The organism is Bacillus sp. FSL K6-1000 (assembly GCF_038630785.1).
GTDB classification, from domain to species: Bacteria; Bacillota; Bacilli; order Bacillales; family Bacillaceae; genus Bacillus; species Bacillus safensis.
In genome coordinates this window covers 1,395,508-1,413,865 of record NZ_CP152042.1, presented here as the reverse complement: position 1 = coordinate 1,413,865, position 18,358 = coordinate 1,395,508, and the positions used below count along the sequence as shown (strand labels likewise).

The 18,358-nt window shown below is 40.3% G+C and carries 21 protein-coding genes; 7 read left to right on the top strand and 14 right to left on the bottom strand.

Features of this window, described 5'->3' with window-relative positions; translation table 11 throughout:
- The 6 genes from MHI46_RS07190 to MHI46_RS07165 form a co-directional block, all read right to left on the bottom strand.
- Positions 1-297, bottom strand: a complete 297-nt coding sequence (locus MHI46_RS07190; protein WP_047203711.1) for a zf-HC2 domain-containing protein — start codon at positions 295-297, stop codon at positions 1-3.
- A complete protein-coding gene (locus tag MHI46_RS07185) occupies positions 294-812 on the bottom strand; it encodes a sigma-70 family RNA polymerase sigma factor (protein WP_212039786.1) in 519 nt (172 codons plus the stop codon). The genes MHI46_RS07190 and MHI46_RS07185 overlap by 4 nt, the downstream gene beginning before the upstream one ends.
- A complete protein-coding gene (locus MHI46_RS07180; protein WP_251180720.1) occupies positions 812-1,075 on the bottom strand; it encodes a hypothetical protein in 264 nt (87 codons plus the stop codon). Before MHI46_RS07180 ends, MHI46_RS07185 begins: the two co-directional genes overlap by 1 nt.
- A complete protein-coding gene (locus MHI46_RS07175) occupies positions 1,065-2,990 on the bottom strand; it encodes a hypothetical protein (protein WP_251180719.1) in 1,926 nt (641 codons plus the stop codon). Before MHI46_RS07175 ends, MHI46_RS07180 begins: the two co-directional genes overlap by 11 nt.
- Positions 2,991-3,101: 111 nt before the next feature.
- Positions 3,102-3,908 carry an inositol monophosphatase family protein gene (locus MHI46_RS07170; RefSeq protein ID WP_039178252.1) on the bottom strand — a complete coding sequence of 269 codons (807 nt, stop codon included), beginning with the start codon at positions 3,906-3,908 and terminating at the stop codon, positions 3,102-3,104.
- 133 nt (positions 3,909-4,041) lie between these two features.
- A complete protein-coding gene (locus MHI46_RS07165; RefSeq protein WP_039178243.1) occupies positions 4,042-4,230 on the bottom strand; it encodes a hypothetical protein in 189 nt (62 codons plus the stop codon).
- Positions 4,231-4,517: 287 nt separating this feature from the next.
- Between MHI46_RS07165 and MHI46_RS07160 the strand changes: the two genes are divergently transcribed.
- Positions 4,518-5,153, top strand: coding sequence for a DUF1054 domain-containing protein (locus MHI46_RS07160; protein ID WP_024426894.1), 636 nt, complete (start codon positions 4,518-4,520; stop codon positions 5,151-5,153).
- 27 nt (positions 5,154-5,180) lie between these two features.
- On the opposite strand, the gene MHI46_RS07155 is transcribed toward MHI46_RS07160, so the two are convergent.
- The gene (locus tag MHI46_RS07155) at positions 5,181-5,450 is read right to left on the bottom strand and encodes a UPF0223 family protein (protein ID WP_129193172.1); all 270 of its coding nucleotides are present in this window, start codon (positions 5,448-5,450) and stop codon (positions 5,181-5,183) included.
- 190 nt (positions 5,451-5,640) lie between these two features.
- Between MHI46_RS07155 and MHI46_RS07150 the strand changes: the two genes are divergently transcribed.
- Positions 5,641-7,113: an aminotransferase class I/II-fold pyridoxal phosphate-dependent enzyme gene (locus tag MHI46_RS07150; protein WP_251180718.1), complete on the top strand. Its 1,473-nt coding sequence runs from the start codon at positions 5,641-5,643 to the stop codon at positions 7,111-7,113.
- A gap of 44 nt (positions 7,114-7,157) precedes the next feature.
- On the opposite strand, the gene MHI46_RS07145 is transcribed toward MHI46_RS07150, so the two are convergent.
- Complete coding sequence (locus MHI46_RS07145; protein ID WP_003212464.1) at positions 7,158-7,277, bottom strand: GapA-binding peptide SR1P; 120 nt, start codon at positions 7,275-7,277, stop codon at positions 7,158-7,160.
- A 316-nt stretch (positions 7,278-7,593) separates the two neighbouring features.
- On the opposite strand from MHI46_RS07145, the gene MHI46_RS07140 reads away from it, so the two are divergent.
- Positions 7,594-7,974 carry a hypothetical protein gene (locus MHI46_RS07140; RefSeq protein ID WP_251180832.1) on the top strand — a complete coding sequence of 127 codons (381 nt, stop codon included), beginning with the start codon at positions 7,594-7,596 and terminating at the stop codon, positions 7,972-7,974.
- A gap of 124 nt (positions 7,975-8,098) precedes the next feature.
- On the opposite strand, the gene lpdA is transcribed toward MHI46_RS07140, so the two are convergent.
- From lpdA to MHI46_RS07115, 5 genes are all read right to left on the bottom strand, one after another.
- Positions 8,099-9,511, bottom strand: a complete 1,413-nt coding sequence (gene lpdA, locus MHI46_RS07135) for a dihydrolipoyl dehydrogenase (protein WP_039178233.1) — start codon at positions 9,509-9,511, stop codon at positions 8,099-8,101.
- A 4-nt stretch (positions 9,512-9,515) separates the two neighbouring features.
- Entirely contained in the window at positions 9,516-10,853 is a 1,338-nt protein-coding gene (locus tag MHI46_RS07130; RefSeq protein ID WP_251180717.1) for a dihydrolipoamide acetyltransferase family protein, read from the bottom strand.
- A 107-nt stretch (positions 10,854-10,960) separates the two neighbouring features.
- Complete coding sequence (pdhB, locus tag MHI46_RS07125) at positions 10,961-11,938, bottom strand: pyruvate dehydrogenase complex E1 component subunit beta (RefSeq protein WP_039178226.1); 978 nt, start codon at positions 11,936-11,938, stop codon at positions 10,961-10,963.
- A 3-nt stretch (positions 11,939-11,941) separates the two neighbouring features.
- Complete coding sequence (gene pdhA / locus MHI46_RS07120) at positions 11,942-13,057, bottom strand: pyruvate dehydrogenase (acetyl-transferring) E1 component subunit alpha (RefSeq protein ID WP_024424754.1); 1,116 nt, start codon at positions 13,055-13,057, stop codon at positions 11,942-11,944.
- A 409-nt stretch (positions 13,058-13,466) separates the two neighbouring features.
- Positions 13,467-14,135: a YkyA family protein gene (locus tag MHI46_RS07115; protein ID WP_260775904.1), complete on the bottom strand. Its 669-nt coding sequence runs from the start codon at positions 14,133-14,135 to the stop codon at positions 13,467-13,469.
- A 233-nt stretch (positions 14,136-14,368) separates the two neighbouring features.
- Between MHI46_RS07115 and MHI46_RS07110 the strand changes: the two genes are divergently transcribed.
- Both MHI46_RS07110 and def read left to right on the top strand, forming a co-directional pair.
- Positions 14,369-14,548 (top strand): YjcZ family sporulation protein, encoded by a 180-nt coding sequence (locus tag MHI46_RS07110; protein WP_026050085.1) that lies wholly within the window; start codon positions 14,369-14,371, stop codon positions 14,546-14,548.
- 111 nt (positions 14,549-14,659) lie between these two features.
- Entirely contained in the window at positions 14,660-15,217 is a 558-nt protein-coding gene (def, locus tag MHI46_RS07105; protein WP_024424751.1) for a peptide deformylase, read from the top strand.
- Positions 15,218-15,254: 37 nt separating this feature from the next.
- On the opposite strand, the gene MHI46_RS07100 is transcribed toward def, so the two are convergent.
- Positions 15,255-16,034 (bottom strand): Cof-type HAD-IIB family hydrolase, encoded by a 780-nt coding sequence (locus MHI46_RS07100; protein WP_260775903.1) that lies wholly within the window; start codon positions 16,032-16,034, stop codon positions 15,255-15,257.
- Between the two features lie 398 nt (positions 16,035-16,432).
- Here MHI46_RS07100 and MHI46_RS07095 point away from each other — a divergent pair, with 398 nt between their 5' ends.
- Positions 16,433-16,642 carry a DNA-directed RNA polymerase subunit epsilon gene (locus MHI46_RS07095; protein ID WP_008345114.1) on the top strand — a complete coding sequence of 70 codons (210 nt, stop codon included), beginning with the start codon at positions 16,433-16,435 and terminating at the stop codon, positions 16,640-16,642.
- 5 nt (positions 16,643-16,647) lie between these two features.
- Complete coding sequence (gene rnjA, locus MHI46_RS07090) at positions 16,648-18,315, top strand: ribonuclease J1 (protein WP_012009818.1); 1,668 nt, start codon at positions 16,648-16,650, stop codon at positions 18,313-18,315.
- Positions 18,316-18,358: the final 43 nt, after the last annotated feature.

Sequence of the window (18,358 nt, the reverse complement as noted above, 5' to 3'; positions counted from 1 at the left end):
TTATTTCAGCCAATAAAGAATGATCATCATGGCGTATCCTATACCAAATGCGATACTTGCTCGATATAACAGCTTGCCATAGTAGCGCTTTTCAAATTTTCTTCTTTCTTCCTTTTCATCTATATATGGCATGAGATCAGGAGTTTGTATAAGGGTTATTGGCTCTTTCATTTCGTGATAAAGGTGTTGGCAGCTCTCGCAGGATTGTAAGTGCTCTGCAACAATTTTATTTGTTTCTGCACTTGTGTCTCCCTCTATATAAAGTGGTAACAATTCTTCAATCAAATAACAGCTCATTTATTGAACTCCTCACAATGTAGCATTCGCTTCAGCTCTAATCTGGCTCGATGAAGGGTTGTTTTGACTTTAGATAAAGTCCAATTTAAAATTTCAGCTACTTCTTCATATGACAATTCTTGAATATCTCTTAAAATGAGGACCTCCCGGTAGGAATCCTTCAGCTGATAAATATGATGCCACAGCCTTTCTATATCAGCTTGTTTTTCAATGTGATCTTCTGGTGTCGTGAACGACTGCTGCTCTAAGAAATCCATTTCCTCTACGTTCGTAAAAGTCCATTTTACTTTTCGGCGATAATCATTCACAAATGTGTGATACGCAATGGTATAAAGCCATGTTTTTATACTTGAATGTCCCTTAAAGGAGGACAACCCATGCAGAGCCTTCATAAATACGTCCTGCGCAAGGTCCTTGGCCGTTTCCATATTTCCCGTCCGGCGATATAAATATTTGGTGATTTCCTGAAAATATTCTTCATAGATTTTTTCAATTTGGTCGGCTGGTCTGGACATCAAAAATAAAACCACACAGTCATCCAAATCGATAAAACGATAAAAAAGAAATATAACGAGTAAATAAACCCTTTCATACGTTTTAACTCGTCATAGTCCTTCTGACCTTCCATCGGCACTGAGGGCTGCTTTTTACCCGTGACCGCATGCTGAAACTGCTGTTCGTGCGCCTTCATCCAGCTAGCTGCCTCGCCTCCCAGATCCCCTTCTTGATACAGTTCATATAAGTCTTGAAAGATGGCTTGTTTTTCTTTATCTGTCAAAACGATGCACCTCTTTTGTTCGTCCATTCACTTCATAGATTTTATGCTCATTTGATCCGAAGGTTTGTATGATGACAAGCCATGAAATGTCGATAGTCCCTTCTTTGTCGATCATCCTCACAGGTTTTATTTGTTTTTTATAGATCGTATATGGTTTATACCTTTTAAGTACTTGCTGATAGACTTCCTCACGATCTTGATTAGATACTGCGTGCGGGATAGAAGAAGCAACTTGCACTCTCAACTCAATTCCATCATCCCCTTTAAATAGATTGACGACATGAGAGGAGTGGTTAAATGTATATTGTTTGCTTTCACTAGTGCCTGTTTCTTTTCTTATGTCTTTTGGCGTTTTCCCTATGATCTTTAACAAATCTTCATCGCTGATGTTCCCTTTTTTCTGTTGAAGAATCGCTTTTGACAGCTTAAAGCTGATGACTTTTTTTGTTGAGCCATTAAACAGAAACTCCGATTGATCTTTAGTTGTGACCCTCACTTCATGCTGCCAATCAAAATAAAATTCATCAATGCCTGTGATTTGATATACTGGCGGCTTTAGATTTAAATTTTGATAAATACTGTTGATCCTGTTTTTTATCTCCATTTCTTTTAAATGAATTCCGTCTATATCCTTTAATTGAAAGATGGCGTTTTCGTATTGCGCTTGTCGAAGCGTCCCTTTTTTCCAGGTGGCAGACGCTAAACTGTCCTCTTCATTCTGAGACATTTTTGGCAGAAGAAGAACGTCCGTCTCTCCGTCCTCTTTTTGTACAGTCAATTGAATGCGATTGAGATCTATTGACCTTCCGCTTCTTTCGAAAAATTCAATGGTCTTTTGCCTATATTCTTTATCGGTCAGTTCCTTTCCCTCTACACGACCTCGATAAGAATATTCGCTTAATTCACCTGTAAACGGAGAAATATTCACTTCATACTGGTCATCTGCAAACACGTAATGATAAGGGATAGGCTGATGACTAGCATTTAAATACAGCGATCGATTCTCCGGTACAAACTTTGAAGCGAATGCTTTTGCACTTGCTGCTGATAAAGGGCGATATTCTTCCGAGAAAGTATCTACCAGTTCCGTTTTGGTGAATTGGAACATGGTATGAGGGATATTGATAATCGGATTGAGTAATAGCAGAAAAAAGACAGCTATACAACCAGCGCCCCACTGCCGTAATCTCACCTTGTCCCGTAGTAAAGCAGATAACAAATAAATCGTCATAAAGCTTCCTGCTGCTGCAGCTAAAATGACAATCGATTTAAATGTAGATTGAAGTTCATACTTCGAAATAGAAGGATAAAATATATAAAGCAAGGCTGCGAAAATTAGGCCATAGAACAACAGCAATTCCTTCCACTTCCAGTGCCAAAACAAGCGAAAGAAAAGATGCAGTACTAAAGCAGCAAAGCCAGCCATAACCAAAATGGTGATCAGATCTCTCCATACTAGCCCCATATCACCGCTAAGAAAGAACTTTTTGCTTTCAGCAAACACAATAAACACGGTTTGACATAAAGGCAGAAGTAATACAGATAAATCAAAAGCAAAAAACATGCCTTTATTTTTTAAATAAGGAAGAGTAATCACATAGTACAGTGATGCAAGCAAAACATACCCATAAATGAGAAATTGCATGAAATCTGTCAGCACTTCAAATGTTTCGATCGTATACTGTCTAGCTAGGACTTGGTGGATCATTTCAACTGTCATTCCGCCAAGCAGAACAACTCTTAATACGATTCCAGCATAAAATACATAACCACTCTTCTTTTCTTTCCATAGCGGAAGTGTCATGAAAAGAACAAATAGTCCAAGTACACACCATTGAATGATGCGGATACTATACTCATTTAAAATAAAATACCTTTCAAAATGGAGCGATAAATCACTAAACAAATCCAACATTGATACACAATCCTTTACATAAAATTAAGGCCTCATTCGTATAGACATTCGCCTTACCAAAAAGTTTCAGGAAAAACAAAAAATCACTTCATTCTCATGAAGTGATTCTGTTTATTTTTTATTTCCGCTTCCTTTTATGTAATCATGCAAGATTTTTTCACAAATGGATCGATTTCCGGCGACTATGCTGTTTTTATCTAGGAACGTAAGACGTTCTCCGTGAATATTTGAGTAAACAGCCCCTACTTCATCAAGCAGTACGCAGCCCGCTGCATAATCCCATGGCGCAAGCCTTAACGTGACATATGCGTCACTTCTGCCACTTGCAATATAAGCAAGCTCAAGGGCAGCGGATCCAATCGTTCGTGTCCCTCTCACATCACGCACAAGACGGGCAAATGGTTTGGCGTCAAAATAAGGGCTTTCGATCGCCCATGTCGGATTAATCCCCACAATGGCTTTTTCAATCTCCACATCTTTTAATCGAGGGAGCAGGGTATCGTTCATATAAGCTCCTTCTCCTTTGATGGCATGGTAGAGCTCGTCATGAATGACGTCATAAATAAGACCGATTTTCCCAACACCATTTTCAAATATCCCGATTGAAATGGCAAAGTTGCGTTTTTGATGGACAAAGTTCATTGTGCCATCGATCGGATCAATGATCCACACAATTCCATCGAGTGAGGTCACCTCTTCCCCTTGTCCCTCTTCTCCTAAAATGTGATGGTCTGAAAATGTCGACTGTATTTTTTCAATAAAAAAACGCTCTGTTTCTTTATCGATATTCGTGACAAGATCATTTGGATTTGATTTTGTTTCAATTGATAGACCTTCCTGCATGGACGCTTTAATACGGCTCCCTGCTTCTTTTACCCAGAGCTTTGCAAGACGGTCAATTTCCACCCAGTTTGTCATCAGATTGTAAACCTCTTTTCTATGTAGGACCTATTTGTAATAGCATACTGATATTATGTACGTAAAAGCAAGAAAAAAGCAGCTTCATACAAAAACGAACCGATGAATTGGTTCGTTTTTACCTCACGCTGTTTTACCCTTGAAGCTGCTCCCATTCTTTTCTTAGGCGCTCAAGCTTTCGTTTGCTGCGTTCGATTTGGATGTCATCTTTATGCTCGATGGCTTCATGAAGCGTAGAAAGCTCATAATCAACCTCTAATCTCCACACAGCGATGCGATTCTTCTTCTCCTGCCTATACCCCTGCTTCACGATTTGCTTCATTGGTCAACGCCCCTTCCAGAGAATGATTCATTCCTTGTCAGTTTTCATTGATAAAAAATTCAATCGATAAGAGAAATGGTTCTTGCTTATATCGTATGAAGCGATCGCATAACCGCAACGACATTCTGAAAATTGTGTCTTTACCTATTTGTTATGTACCACAAAATTGATGATTTTAAACGCTGCACCGCGACCTTCATAAACTTTGATTTAACGGTGCATCTTTTTTTGAGCTTGACCTAAGCTATGATAAAATATGATCAGCGAAAAGATACAGGAGGCATAACATGAGTGAAATGCGTTTTAGAGATGAAGATTTTGAAACATTCACAGTTGATGGTTTAGATGAACGAATGACTGTATTAAAAGAAAGAGTCCGTCCAAAGCTTGAAGCACTTGGCGAACATTTTGCACCACTTCTTTCTTCTATTACAGGAGACGAAATGTTTGTACACGTCGCAAAGCATGCTAGAAGATCTGTTAACCCGCCAAATGATACGTGGGTTGCTTTTGCAAACAGTAAGCGCGGATATAAAAAACTCCCTCATTTTCAAATTGGGCTTTGGAAAACACATGTCTTTGTCTGGTTTGCACTCATTTATGAATCTCCAGTAAAAGGTGAGTACGGCCAACTATTTGAAAAGGAGCTAGACACCATCCAGCAGAAAATACCGCAAGATTTTGTTTGGTCTAAAGATCATATGAAACCAGATGTCATGCGTCACAGCGAACTAGATTCCGAACAGCTGAAAACGCTGTTTGAACGTGTTCAAACAGTCAAGAAAGCCGAGCTTCTTTGCGGCATTCAGCTGCCTAGAGAAGAAGTCGTGCAAATGAATAATGAAGAATTCCTCTCGAAAATCGAAAATGCCTTCCGCACATTGACGTATCTATACCGTTTTACACAGAAAGAATCTGTATGAAAAAACGAGCCCTTTTAGGCTCGTTTTTTACATGCGTATAATAGCAGTCTCTTCTGCCTCTCTTGCGGTTTTTACTGCATGATAAGGGGAATACCCGCTTCCCTTTTCAAACGCCGCACAATGCGTTTTTTCCTCTGCTTTTGATGGAACAACCTCTTTAAATCGTTTATATGTGTCTAATAACTCCTGCTTCGCAATTCCTTTTTCATAGGCTTTTTCAACAGCCTGAAAAAATGAAATGACCGCAATCTTTTCCTCTGTCGTCCAGTCGACATCCATTGGATATTGATATTCCATTTACTTGTCCCTCACTTTAATACTCATTTCTGATTTGAACTTTTATTATAGCATCTGTTTGATCAGAAACCGATTGATTTTATGCTTTACATTCCGATCAGTTCATAATATAATTCTTTTGTTTTATGCAATGAAATCTGCTGTAATTGGCACAATAATAGCAGGTATTTCGATGAAGGTGGGAAAGCAATTGTCACAACATGATACACCCTTATACACTGGACTAAAAAAACACGCAGCAACCAATCCAGTCCAATTTCACATTCCAGGCCATAAAAAAGGAGCCGGAATGGATCCTGAATTTAGAGCATTCATTGGCGACAATGCATTAAGCATTGACCTCATTAATATAGAACCTCTCGATGATTTACATTCACCTCGAGGGATGATAAAAGAAGCACAGGAGCTTGCTGCTGAAGCCTTCGGTGCTGATCATACGTTTTTCTCTATTCAAGGAACAAGCGGCGCCATCATGACAATGGTGATGACGGTATGCGGACCTGGAGATAAAATTATCGTTCCTCGTAACGTTCATAAATCAATTATGTCCGCGATTGTATTTTCTGGCGCCATTCCTGTTTTTATTCACCCAGAAATAGACAAAGAGCTTGGCATCTCTCACGGTATTACACCTGAATCAGCCAAAAAGGCGCTCACTAAGCATCCAGATGCGAAAGGTTTACTTGTCATTAATCCAACGTATTTTGGTATTTCAGCAGATTTAAAATCAATCGTAGACATTGCCCATTCATTTGATGTGCCTGTCCTTGTCGATGAAGCACACGGTGTGCATATTCATTTTCATGATGAGCTTCCCCTCTCTGCGATGCAGGCAGGTGCCGACATGGCAGCAACAAGTGTCCATAAACTTGGCGGCTCTCTTACGCAAAGCTCTATTTTAAATATGAAGGAAGGGCTTGTTTCAAAAGACCGTGTGCAATCGATTTTGAGTATGCTGACGACAACATCCACTTCTTATTTGCTCTTAGCATCACTGGATGTCGCTCGAAAACGATTAGCCACTGAAGGAAAGGCACTAGCTGATGAAGCCATTCGTTTGGCTGAATCAGCTAGAAACCGCTTGAATCAAATTGACGGCATTAGCTGCATTGGCAAGGAAATACTCGGTTCAGCTTCTACTTACGATTATGACCCAACGAAATTGATTATTTCCATTAAAGACCTTGGGTTAAACGGACATGATGTCGAAAAATGGCTGAGAGAAAGCTATCGAATTGAAGTAGAGCTCTCTGACCTTTACAATATCTTATGTATCGTAACCCCTGGCGATTCAGATGAGACAATTGATAAGCTCGTGACGGCGATGCAGGAAATTGCCGCAGCGTCTACTCGTGACGGCGGCAAACAAGCGGTAACAGAGGTACTGCTGCCTGATATCCCATCGCTTGCTATGACGCCGCGTGACGCCTTTTATGCCACAACTGAAGTCGTTCCTTTTAAGGAAGCAGTCGGCCGCATCACCGCAGAGTTTGTGATGGTATATCCGCCAGGTATTCCAATTTTTATACCAGGTGAAATTATCACAGAAGAAAATATATCGTATATCTTTAAAAATATTGAAATCGGCCTCCCTGTCCAAGGACCTGAAGATTCAACGCTTGAAATGATCCGTGTGATTAAGGAACAAAAACCAATTTTATAAAAAAGAAACATGCAGCCCCAAATGGAGCTGCATGCTTTTTTTATTTATTCAGAGGCTTCATCACAGCAATGACAGTGACCGCACGTTCCGTATAGCGTTGTCACTTTTTCATTTTCAAATTGATCAATGGTTTCATTGCAATCTTGACAAATAATTGTACCCACGTACATTCCCCTTTTCTTCATTCATAGTTTGAAAGCGTTTGATCTATTTCTTATCTCTATAATATGATGTCACATTTAACTTGTCAACGGTTAATTGTATGACACATTTAATCATTTTTTATAAATATGTGCTTTTTTCTCATCATATTGAGGGAACGTTTCAATTGTATTTTGCTTCATATCAATTCTGTAACAATTGAGTAACAATCGAAAATTGTCAAAAGGGACATGATACACTAGAGTGACTAACAGGGAACAAGCTCCTAAAAATGTTGGGACAACCCCAAATGATTTTGAGGTGAATAGATTGAATTTTATGAGGACACTTCTCATTATATTCCCCATGCTCTTTGTACTTAGTTCATGCTCATTTGCGTATATCATACCGACTCAGACCGACCAAGTCAGTCATATTCAAAAACCGAGAATTCTCTTTTTTACTGATGCAGAAAACCTTGATAAAGAAAGCCCTTATTATGATGCAGTCCTCGATTTAAAGAATGAATACCCTAAGGAAATGTCAAAAATGATTGTGAAAGAAGATCGTAAAGGCTGGAAAAATGAAGTTGATGAACTGCCGGCTATTTTACTTGTCAATGATGAAAAAGTCATCGTGAAGGTTGAAGGAAATGTTCGCAGTAAACAGGATATCTTATCGCCCTTATGCCATGCTTTAGACCGCGTCAATACAAACTAATGATATTTTCCTTGCACTTATATATAACCATATGAAAAAACCCCTCACCTCATGAGGGGTTTTTCATATGGTGTTCAGGGCGCAAAAAAACCCTCTCCTTGATGGAGAGGGTTTCATAGGTTCATTATTTTACGATGTGGATTGGGCTTCCAATTGCTACTTCAGCCGTTTCCATTGTAATTTCACCTAATGTTGGGTGAGCGTGAATTGTCATAGCGATGTCTTCAGCAGTCACTCCAGCTTCGATTGCAAGGCTAAGCTCTGAAATCATATCAGAAGCGCCAACACCTGCGATTTGTGCACCGATAACTAGACCATCCTCTTTACGAGTGATCATTTTCATGAAGCCATCAGTTGCATCAAGAGAAAGTGCACGTCCGTTCGCTGCGAATGGGAATTTCGCTGCAACGATTTCGATTCCTTCTGCTTTTGCTTCTGCTTCAGTGTATCCAACAGTTGCAAGTTCTGGCTCAGAGAATACAACAGCAGGAATACCAAGGTAATCAATTTCAGCTGGCTCTCCAGCGATTGCTTCAGCTGCAATTTTACCTTCGTAAGAAGCTTTGTGTGCAAGTGGTGGTCCATCAACAATGTCACCAATTGCATAGATGTTAGATACGCTTGTACGGCATTGTTTGTCTGTTTTGACAACTCCGCGGTCAGTCAATTCAACACCAACTTGCTCAAGACCAAGCTCATCAGTGTTTGGACGACGACCAACAGTCACAAGTACGTAATCAGCATCAACTGTTTTTTCTTCACCTTTTACTTCGAATGTAACAGTGACACCATCAGATTTTTCTTCAACGCCTTTTGCAAGAGCGTTTGTATGGATTTCAACGTTTCCTTTTTTCTTCAGGTTACGTTTAACCAATGAGCTCATTTGCTTTTCGAAACCTGGAAGGATTTCGTCTCCACCTTCAAGGATCACAACTTCTGTTCCAAAGTTTGCATAAGCAGTACCAAGCTCAGTACCGATGTATCCACCACCGATAACAACTAACTTTTTAGGTACTTCTTTAAGCGCTAAAGCACCAGTTGAGTTGATCACGCGGTCTGTGTATTTAAAAGTAGGCAATTCGATTGGACGAGATCCAGTAGCAAGAATTGCATTTTTGAAAGTGTAAGTCTGTGCTGAATTTTCATCCATTACACGTACAGAGTTGCTGTCTACGAAATAAGCTTCACCTTTAACGATGTCTACTTTATTTCCTTTAAGAAGACCTTGAACTCCACCTGTTAATTTGTTTACAACAGAAGCTTTCCACTCTTGAACTTTTGTGAAATCAACTGTTACGTTTTCAGCTTTGATACCCATGTCTTCAGAATGCTTAGCATTTTCGAAACGATGGCCAGCATTGATTAATGCTTTTGAAGGAATACAACCAACGTTTAGACATACACCGCCAAGTGTTCCTTTTTCAACGATTGTTACTTTTTGTCCAAGCTGTGCAGCACGAATAGCAGCTACATATCCACCAGGACCTGCACCGATGACAAGAGTATCTGTTTCGATTGGGAAATCTCCTACTACCATGACATTACGCCTCCATTAAAATTAATTGTGGATCATTCAATAAACGCTTGATGTGGTTAAGGGCATTTTGCGCAGTAGCTCCGTCAATCATACGGTGGTCAAAGCTTAGGGAAAGAGCTAAGACTGGAGCTGCAACGATTTCGCCATCACGAACAACCGCTTTTTCAGCGATACGGCCAATACCAAGGATCGCTACTTCTGGGTGGTTGATGACTGGAGTAAACCATTGTCCACCAGCAGAACCGATGTTTGTGATTGTGCAAGATGCACCTTTCATTTCAGCTGGAGCCAATTTACCATCACGTGCTTTTGTTGCAAGCTCATTGATTTCGTTAGACACTTCGAAAATCGCTTTGCGATCTGCATTTTTCACAACTGGAACTAGCAAGCCTTTTTCAGTGTCAGCTGCAATTCCGATGTTGTAGTAATGCTTTTGCACAACTTCATCTGTTTTATCATCGATAGAAGTGTTAAGTACTGGGTACTTTTTCAAAGCAGAAGTTAGAGCTTTTACAACGTAAGGCAAGTAAGTTAACTTGATTCCTTGATCAGCTGCAACTTGTTTGAATTGTTTACGATGTGCAACAAGGTTTGTTACATCAACTTCATCCATTAATGTTACGTGAGGAGCTGTATGCTTAGAGTTCACCATTGCTTTCGCGATTGCTTTGCGGATTCCGCTCATTTTCTCGCGAGTTTCTGGGAATTCTCCTTCAAGAACTGGAGCTGCTGCCGCTTTAGGAGCTGCTTCTTCTTTCGCACTTTCAGCTGCTTGAGGTGCTGCTGCTGGAGCTGCAGAACCACCATTAACGAAGCTGTCGATATCTTCTTTTAACACACGTCCGTTTTTACCAGAACCTGCAACTTTGTAAATTTCAACGCCTTTTTCACGAGCATATTTACGTACAGATGGCATAGCGATCACGCGTTTGTTTGGATCAGCATCTACTTGCTCTTGTGCGCCTGCACCAGTTGCTGCCGCTTCTTCTTGTGCTACTTCTTTCTTCTCTGGCTCGTTACCAGCTTCAGCAGTACCTTGTACTTGAGCTTCAGTTTTTGCTTCGCCTTCTTCTTCGCTGCCTTTAAATTGAAGATTTTCGTAACCAGGTGCATCAAACGTAATGATTGTTTGTCCTACAGTTGCAACTGTTCCCTCTTCAACTTTTAATTCTAATACTTTTCCTTTAACAGGTGAAGGAATTTCTACAACTGCTTTATCATTTTGTACCTCTGCTAAAACGTCATCTTCATTAATTTCGTCGTTTGGTTTAACAAACCACTTAACGATCTCACCTTCGTGGATACCTTCTCCGATGTCCGGAAGTTTAAATTCAAATGCCACTGTTTTTCGCCTCCTAGATTTTGTTGAACCCTTGTTGTGTATGTTTACACGGTCATGTAATTGATAAAGGGGAAGAGAAATAAATTCTTTTCCCCTCTGTCATTTAATTAAAATTCAAGAACTTTTTTCGCTGTTTCAAGTACATCTTTATGGTTTGGAAGCCATACGCTCTCAGCTTGAGAGAAAGCAAATACAGTATCAGGTGCAGCTACACGAAGTACTGGTGCTTCCAGGCTAAGGATCGCTCTGTCATTGATTTCAGCTACTACGTTTGCAGCAATACCAGCTTGTTTTTGTGCTTCTTGAACAACGATCGCACGGCCTGTTTTTTCAACAGAAGCGATGATTGTTTCAATATCAAGCGGGCTTACTGTGCGAAGGTCGATAACTTCAGCAGAAACGCCTTCTTTTTCTAGCTCTTCAGCAGCTTTTAGTGATTCGTGAACCATTGCACCGTAAGTGATGATTGAAAGGTCAGTACCTTCACGTTTCACGTCAGCTTTACCGATTTCAATTGTGTACTCTTCTTCAGGAACTTCCTGACGGAAAGAACGATAAAGTTTCATATGCTCAAGGAACACTACAGGATCGTTGTCACGAATTGCAGAAATTAAAAGTCCTTTTGCATCATAAGGTGTTGAAGGAATGACAACCTTGATACCAGGCTGTTGTGCGATAAGACCTTCTAAGCTGTCAGCGTGAAGCTCAGGTGTGTGAACTCCTCCACCGAATGGAGAACGGATTGTCACTGGAGAATGCCAGCGTCCGCCAGAACGGTAACGCATACGAGCCATTTGTCCAGAAACAGAATCTAATACTTCGTAAACGAATCCGAAGAATTGAATTTCCATTACTGGGCGGAATTCTTGTAGTCCAAGGCCAATTGCAAGACCGCCAATACCAGATTCAGCAAGTGGAGTATCGAATACACGATCCTCACCAAACTCTTTTTGCAATCCTTCAGTCGCACGGAATACGCCGCCGTTTTTACCAACGTCTTCTCCGAAAACGAGAACGTTTTCGTCATTTTTCAGTTCTGTGCGTAACGCATCAGTGATCGCTTGAATCATTGTCATTTGCGCCATGGCTTACTTCGACTCCTTCTGTTTGTAAATTTCAAGCTGTTCAACTAAGTTGAATGGTTTCACATCGTACATGTTTTCAATCAAGTCAGTGACTTTTTGCTTAGGCTGTTCGTCAGCTTCTTTGATCGCTTGTTTGATTTGTTCTTTTGCATCTTCGATCACTTTATTCTCTTCTTCTTCAGACCATAGGCCCTTGTTTTCCAAGAATTTGCGGTAGCGTACCAATGGATCTTTTTGCTCCCACTCGTTTTCATCTTCTTTTGTACGATATCTTGTTGGATCGTCACCAGCCATTGTATGTGGGCCGTAACGGAATGTAAGAGTTTCGATTAATGTTGGACCTTCACCATTTACAGCGCGCTCACGAGCTTCAGCAGTTGCTGCATAAACAGCTAATGCATCCATACCGTCAACTTGTACGCCTACGATACCAGCTGCAGCTGCTTTTTGTGCAATTGTTTGTGCAGCAGACTGCTTTTCAACAGGTGTAGAGATCGCATATCTGTTGTTTTGGACAACAAAAATCGCTGGCGCTTTGTAAGCCCCTGCAAAGTTAATACCTTCGTAGAAATCACCTTGTGAAGCTCCACCGTCACCAGTGTAAGTGATTGCAACAGCTTTTTTACCGCGCTTTTTCAAACCAAGAGCTACACCAGCAGCTTGAATGATTTGTGCACCGATAATGATTTGCGGTGAAAGTGCATTCACATCTTCAGGCATTTGGTTACCAACAAAGTGTCCGCGAGAGAACAAGAATGCTTTTGTTAGCGGAAGACCATGCCAGATTAATTGTGGTACATCACGATATCCTGGAAGAATGAAATCTTCTTTCTCAAGTGCAAAGTGAGTTGCAAGCTGAGAAGCCTCTTGTCCAGCTGTTGGCGCATAGAAGCCAAGACGTCCTTGACGGTTCAATGAAATTGAACGTTGATCTAATACACGTGTAAACACCATACGGCGCATTAATTCTTTTAATTGGTCATCTGAAAGATCCGGCATTGCCGCTTCGTTTACGACTTCGCCTTTTTCGTTTAAAATTTGAAACGTTTCAAACTGCTTTTTGATGGCATCAAATTGCTTTTTGCTATCAACAATTGCTTTTTTTGTTTTTGCAGCCATTCTAAAGTCACCTCTTCCTTTCTTTTAACAGTCCATTTGTCGTGAATCCATTTATACATACAGATATAGGATAACCCAAAATACTCATATGACTCCTGTATATAATAGCCACTAAGATCGTTGTCGAAACATAGGTTGACCACTCTTTTTTGAGTCCTTCTAACTGTATTAACGATAGTTCACAAAAAACTAATACAACTTCTGTTAACAAGGAATAGTTTACAACAAGAAAAATAGTCCGTCAATTGATTTAACGGCTTTATTTAAATAAATGTATTCGCTTTACTTTTTATGGTGAACTGTATCAATCTGTTTAACAAACAACCTAATCTGTACTAGTATAGAGTGTACTACTGTACTACAATAGAAAATGTTTGTTTTTGTCGAAAAATAAAAAAAGAGCTGTTTTTCAGCTCTTTTTTGACTCTTGTTCTGCTGCTTTATACAAAGCCTTTTTATGATCATTCAATTGATCTGTATATCGATTGAACTTCTTACTTTCTTTTCTGACTTTGCTATATGAACGATTGACGGTCTTCAGCTTAGACTTCAGCTCTTCATATCCTAGATCCTTTTTCTTTAAAGATTGATACAAATGCTGATCTTGTTTCAGCGCCTTTTGATACTCCTTGTAAAGCTGATCATATGACGCATATCGTTTCTCGATCGATTTGACTGTTTGATCTGCTTTCTCTTTTAACTCGGCATCTTGCAATCGTGCGGCAGATTCCTTTACCGTTTTCAATTCTTTTTTCGATTCATCCATGCTGTCTTTTTCTGTTTTTAAATGTTCTTCTCGTTTCGCTGCCGATGCTAACGCCTGATCAGAAAGGCTTGACACTGTTTTTGTATGGTCCTTTGTTGTTTGAATCATTTTTGTATACAGCTTCTGCTCTTTTTTCTCATAGCTTTGCAGTGTACCTTGCTCTTTTTCGAAGGATGCTTCTTTTTCACTCATTTTCGTCATCGCATCCTGCATGTCATTGAATGGATTTTGACCTCCGCATCCTGTCAGCAAAAGGGTACATATCCCCGCTAAAGCAGCACCTGCTTTCATGCTTCTTTTCATCTGTCTCATCACAAGGTCCCCCTTTACATCTCCACATACCACTATAATTTTTATAGGCGTTTGTGACAAGAAAAGAGGTCAGTCAGATGAGACGAAGAAGATTTTTTTCAAGCAATAGGCTCATGACTATACAAATAGTGCATTCATACATAGTTTATATTACACGCTTCGCCTTCACTTATGAGAGGCCGAGTGTATTTCCAAAGGAGGTCAAAAGTATGTCTAATTATAGTCATGGAAGTATGTATGGTGGATACGGCGGTTACGGGTATGGATACGGCGGCGGCTGTTGTTACCCAAGTTATGGCGGTGGATACGGATGCGGATACGGCGGCGGACGTACATTCGCTTTAATCGTTGTGCTTTTCATCCTATTAATCATCGTTGGCGCAGCATTCTTAGGCGGCGGTGGCTGCTGCTAAGGCTGTTTAAGCCTCTGACCGGTCTCAAAGGACCGGTCTTCTTTATTTCATTGCATATGTTGTGTATCATTTTATATACTTTACATACAAAGGAAATAGGAGTGAAGTTTTGTGATTACCATGGATGATATCGTAAGGGACGGACATCCCGTCTTAAGACAAACAGCTGAAGCGGTCGAGCTCCCGCCGACAGAGGAGGAAAAACAGCAATTAGCTGACATGATCGAATTCGTCAAAAACAGTCAGGATGCTGATATTGCTGAAAAATACGGACTAAGACCCGGCGTTGGATTAGCTGCTCCGCAGATCAATATTAGTAAACGGATGATCGCAGTTCATTGTGAGGATGAAGACGGAGAAGAATACAGCTATGCTCTGTTCAACCCGCGCATTGTCAGTCATTCAGTTAAAAGAGCTTATTTAGCTACTGGTGAAGGCTGCTTATCAGTTGATGAAGCCATCCCTGGATTTGTTCCTCGATATCAAAAAATCAGGGTCAAGGCCACAACGCTTGAAGGAGAGGACATTGATATTCGTCTAAAAGGATTCCCTGCTATTGTCTTTCAGCATGAAATTGACCATTTAAATGGCATTATGTTTTATGATCATATTCAAAAGGATCAGCCATTCGCTGAGCCAGAAAACTCTGTTGCGATCGGCAGATCATAACATAAAAAGAAGACCCCACATCTAAGGGTCTTCTTTTTTATTCTTCCATAAGGCCAAGATGGGTCACTGCATGGAATATGCCGTCCTCATCTACTGGCTTTGTCACAAAATCAGCCAATGCTTTCAGTTCACTCACAGCATTTCCCATCGCAACGCCTGTTCCAGCAAACGAAATCATTTCTCTATCGTTCAGTCCGTCTCCAAATGCAATGGTATCCTTTTGATCGTAAGGAAGTCTTTCGATGACTCGTTTGATGCCTTCAGCTTTTGATCCGCCTTTTGGCAGAACATCTGTTGACAGCTCATGCCATCTGACAAGGTCAATCTCATCGTAGAATGCCTTATATTGCTCTTCCTCTTCTGCCTTACAAAATAACAGCATTTGAAAAATGTCGTTTTCTTTAAAGAAAGACAAATCGTGCTCAGGATGCTCTGTTTTTAAAGTACCGATTCCTTCATGGATAAACGGATGGTTCGGTACAGACGCCTTCATCGTTTCTTCTCCCATAAAAACAAGCGGATGATCATGACGATCCGCTGTCTCATAAATCCGCTCCATCAGCTCCTGCTTCAGCGGATTACCGTAAATAACGTCTCCCTCATACATGACATACTGACCGTTATAAGCAATGAATGAGTCAAGCCCTAATTCTTCTAAAATGGGCTGAATCAGAAAAGGAGAACGCCCAGATGCAATAAAGAGATGATGGCCTTTTTCTTTTAATAAATGAACCGCTCGCTTCGTTGACTCAGGTATTTTTTTATCATGGTCATATAAAGTACCGTCGATATCAAAGAAGATAACTTTTTTATTCATATCTCGCCCTCCTGTCCTTTGTTATGTATACACACTCCCTTTCATCATACAGAAAGATTTCCGCTTTCGAAACCAAATCCTTTTGAAAACGCCTATTTTCCCACATATATCCATGTAACATTCATTGGAAACATCATATAATACAAGTATATAGAGAGATCGGAATACGCTGTTGAAGCTTACTTTAAACCGAAAGGAGGCGGCCTGTGATGCTTCGTCGTCTGCGCAAGAAAATTCGAAAACAATGGAAGGACATGCTTCGTAAAAAATCGATTGCTTAAAGGGATCTTTCGCACATTTGCCGAAGGTCCTTTTTTCTCAGAGACTTTTCTTATGCGCGTTTTTTTAATATAATAGAATAAGCGAGTGTAACATACGGTATTTAAGGAGAGATTTGGATGATATATAAGGTATTTTTTCAGGCAAGTACTACTGAGGTACCTGTAAGAGAACACACAGATTCACTATACGTTGAAGCGGTTTCTGAAAGAGACGTACGCGATAAGTTGAAAAAACATAACTACAACATTGAATTCATTCAGCCTGTAGACGGTGCTTTTTTAGACTATGAACGAGAAAGTGAAAATTTTAAAGTATTGGAGCTATGAGAGGAATGAAATTTGTAAAAAACGATCAGGCGGCAGTTTTTGCACTCGGCGGTTTAGGCGAGATCGGTAAAAACACGTATGGCGTTCAATTTCAAGATGAAATCATTTTAATTGATGCTGGTATTAAGTTTCCTGAAGATGAGCTTCTTGGAATTGACTACGTCATCCCTGACTATACGTACTTAGTTAAAAACGAAGATAAAATCAAAGGTCTTTTCATCACTCATGGACATGAAGACCACATCGGCGGTATCCCTTACCTTCTCAAGCAAGTGAATATTCCAGTTTACGGCGGCAAACTCGCAATCGGCCTACTTCGTAATAAATTGGAAGAACATGGTCTCTTGAGACAAACAAAACTTCACATTTTTGAAGAAGAAGATACCATCAAATTTAGAAAAACAGCTGTGTCTTTCTTTAGAACGACACACAGCATTCCAGATTCTTATGGAATTGTCGTCAAGACACCTCCTGGTAACATCGTACATACAGGTGATTTCAAGTTTGACTTTACTCCTGTTGGCGAGCCTGCCAATTTAACCAAAATGGCTGAGATCGGAAAAGAAGGCGTACTTTGTCTTTTATCTGATAGTACAAACAGTGAAATCCCAGAATTTACGATGTCTGAAAGACGCGTAGGTGAAAGCATTGATGACATCTTTAGAAAAGTCGACGGACGTATCATCTTTGCCACTTTTGCTTCAAACATTCACAGACTTCAGCAAGTGATTGAATCTGCTGTTGCCAACGGCAGAAAAGTCGCTGTATTTGGACGCAGTATGGAGTCTGCTATTGATATTGGACAAGATCTTGGCTATATTAAATGTCCAAAAAACACGTTTATTGAACATAATGAAATCAACCGCCTTCCAGCAAACAAAGTAACCATTCTTTGTACTGGTAGCCAGGGTGAACCGATGGCAGCTCTTTCTCGTATTGCGAACGGTACTCACCGCCAGATTTCGATTAACCCTGGAGACACTGTTGTCTTCTCATCTTCACCAATCCCAGGTAACAATATTAGCGTAAGCCGTACCATTAACCAGCTTTATCGTGCAGGTGCTGAGGTCATTCATGGCTCGCTTAATAATATTCATACATCTGGTCACGGCGGACAAGAAGAACAAAAACTGATGCTCCGTTTAATTAAACCAAAATTCTTTATGCCGATTCACGGTGAATACCGCATGCAAAAAACGCATATCAAGCTTGCGAATGACTGCGGCATCCCTGAGGAAAACTGCTTTATCATGGATAATGGTGAAGTTCTTGCACTGAAAGGTGACGAAGCAAGTGTCGCTGGCAAAATTCCATCAGGCAACGTGTATATCGACGGAAGCGGTATTGGCGATATCGGAAACATCGTTTTAAGAGACCGTCGCATTCTTTCTGAAGAGGGTCTTGTCATTGTAGTCGTCAGCATGGACATGAAAGAATTCAAAATCTCTGCTGGACCTGATTTGATCTCAAGAGGTTTTGTCTACATGAGAGAATCTGGAGACCTTATCAACGATGCACAGGATTTAATTTCAAAGCATCTTGAAAAAGTAATGGAACGTAAGACAACTCAGTGGTCTGAAATCAAGAACGAAATTACTGACACTCTTGCACCTTTCCTTTATGAAAAAACAAGACGCCGTCCAATGATCTTACCGATTATTATGGAAGTGTAATCACAAAAAAGAGACACAAGCCGCTTGGCTGTGTCTCTTTTTT

Excerpts from the sequence above, each read along its gene's own strand:
- MHI46_RS07110 (WP_026050085.1), top strand. The coding sequence starts at position 14,369 with ATGTATGGTGGATACGGCGGTTACGGGTATGGATACGGCGGCGGCTGT.
- MHI46_RS07185 (WP_212039786.1), bottom strand. The coding sequence starts at position 812 with ATGTCCAGACCAGCCGACCAAATTGAAAAAATCTATGAAGAATATTTT.
- pdhB (WP_039178226.1), bottom strand. The coding sequence starts at position 11,938 with ATGGCGCAAATGACAATGATTCAAGCGATCACTGATGCGTTACGCACA.
- rnjA (WP_012009818.1), top strand. The coding sequence starts at position 16,648 with ATGAAATTTGTAAAAAACGATCAGGCGGCAGTTTTTGCACTCGGCGGT.
- MHI46_RS07095 (WP_008345114.1), top strand. The coding sequence starts at position 16,433 with ATGATATATAAGGTATTTTTTCAGGCAAGTACTACTGAGGTACCTGTA.
- lpdA (WP_039178233.1), bottom strand. The coding sequence starts at position 9,511 with ATGGTAGTAGGAGATTTCCCAATCGAAACAGATACTCTTGTCATCGGT.
- MHI46_RS07155 (WP_129193172.1), bottom strand. The coding sequence starts at position 5,450 with ATGGAATATCAATATCCAATGGATGTCGACTGGACGACAGAGGAAAAG.
- MHI46_RS07170 (WP_039178252.1), bottom strand. The coding sequence starts at position 3,908 with ATGACAAACTGGGTGGAAATTGACCGTCTTGCAAAGCTCTGGGTAAAA.
- MHI46_RS07100 (WP_260775903.1), bottom strand. The coding sequence starts at position 16,034 with ATGAATAAAAAAGTTATCTTCTTTGATATCGACGGTACTTTATATGAC.
- MHI46_RS07160 (WP_024426894.1), top strand. The coding sequence starts at position 4,518 with ATGAGTGAAATGCGTTTTAGAGATGAAGATTTTGAAACATTCACAGTT.
- pdhA (WP_024424754.1), bottom strand. The coding sequence starts at position 13,057 with ATGGCTGCAAAAACAAAAAAAGCAATTGTTGATAGCAAAAAGCAATTT.
- MHI46_RS07165 (WP_039178243.1), bottom strand. The coding sequence starts at position 4,230 with ATGAAGCAAATCGTGAAGCAGGGGTATAGGCAGGAGAAGAAGAATCGC.
- MHI46_RS07175 (WP_251180719.1), bottom strand. The coding sequence starts at position 2,990 with ATGTTGGATTTGTTTAGTGATTTATCGCTCCATTTTGAAAGGTATTTT.
- MHI46_RS07115 (WP_260775904.1), bottom strand. The coding sequence starts at position 14,135 with ATGAGACAGATGAAAAGAAGCATGAAAGCAGGTGCTGCTTTAGCGGGG.
- MHI46_RS07140 (WP_251180832.1), top strand. The coding sequence starts at position 7,594 with ATGAGGACACTTCTCATTATATTCCCCATGCTCTTTGTACTTAGTTCA.
- MHI46_RS07190 (WP_047203711.1), bottom strand. The coding sequence starts at position 297 with ATGAGCTGTTATTTGATTGAAGAATTGTTACCACTTTATATAGAGGGA.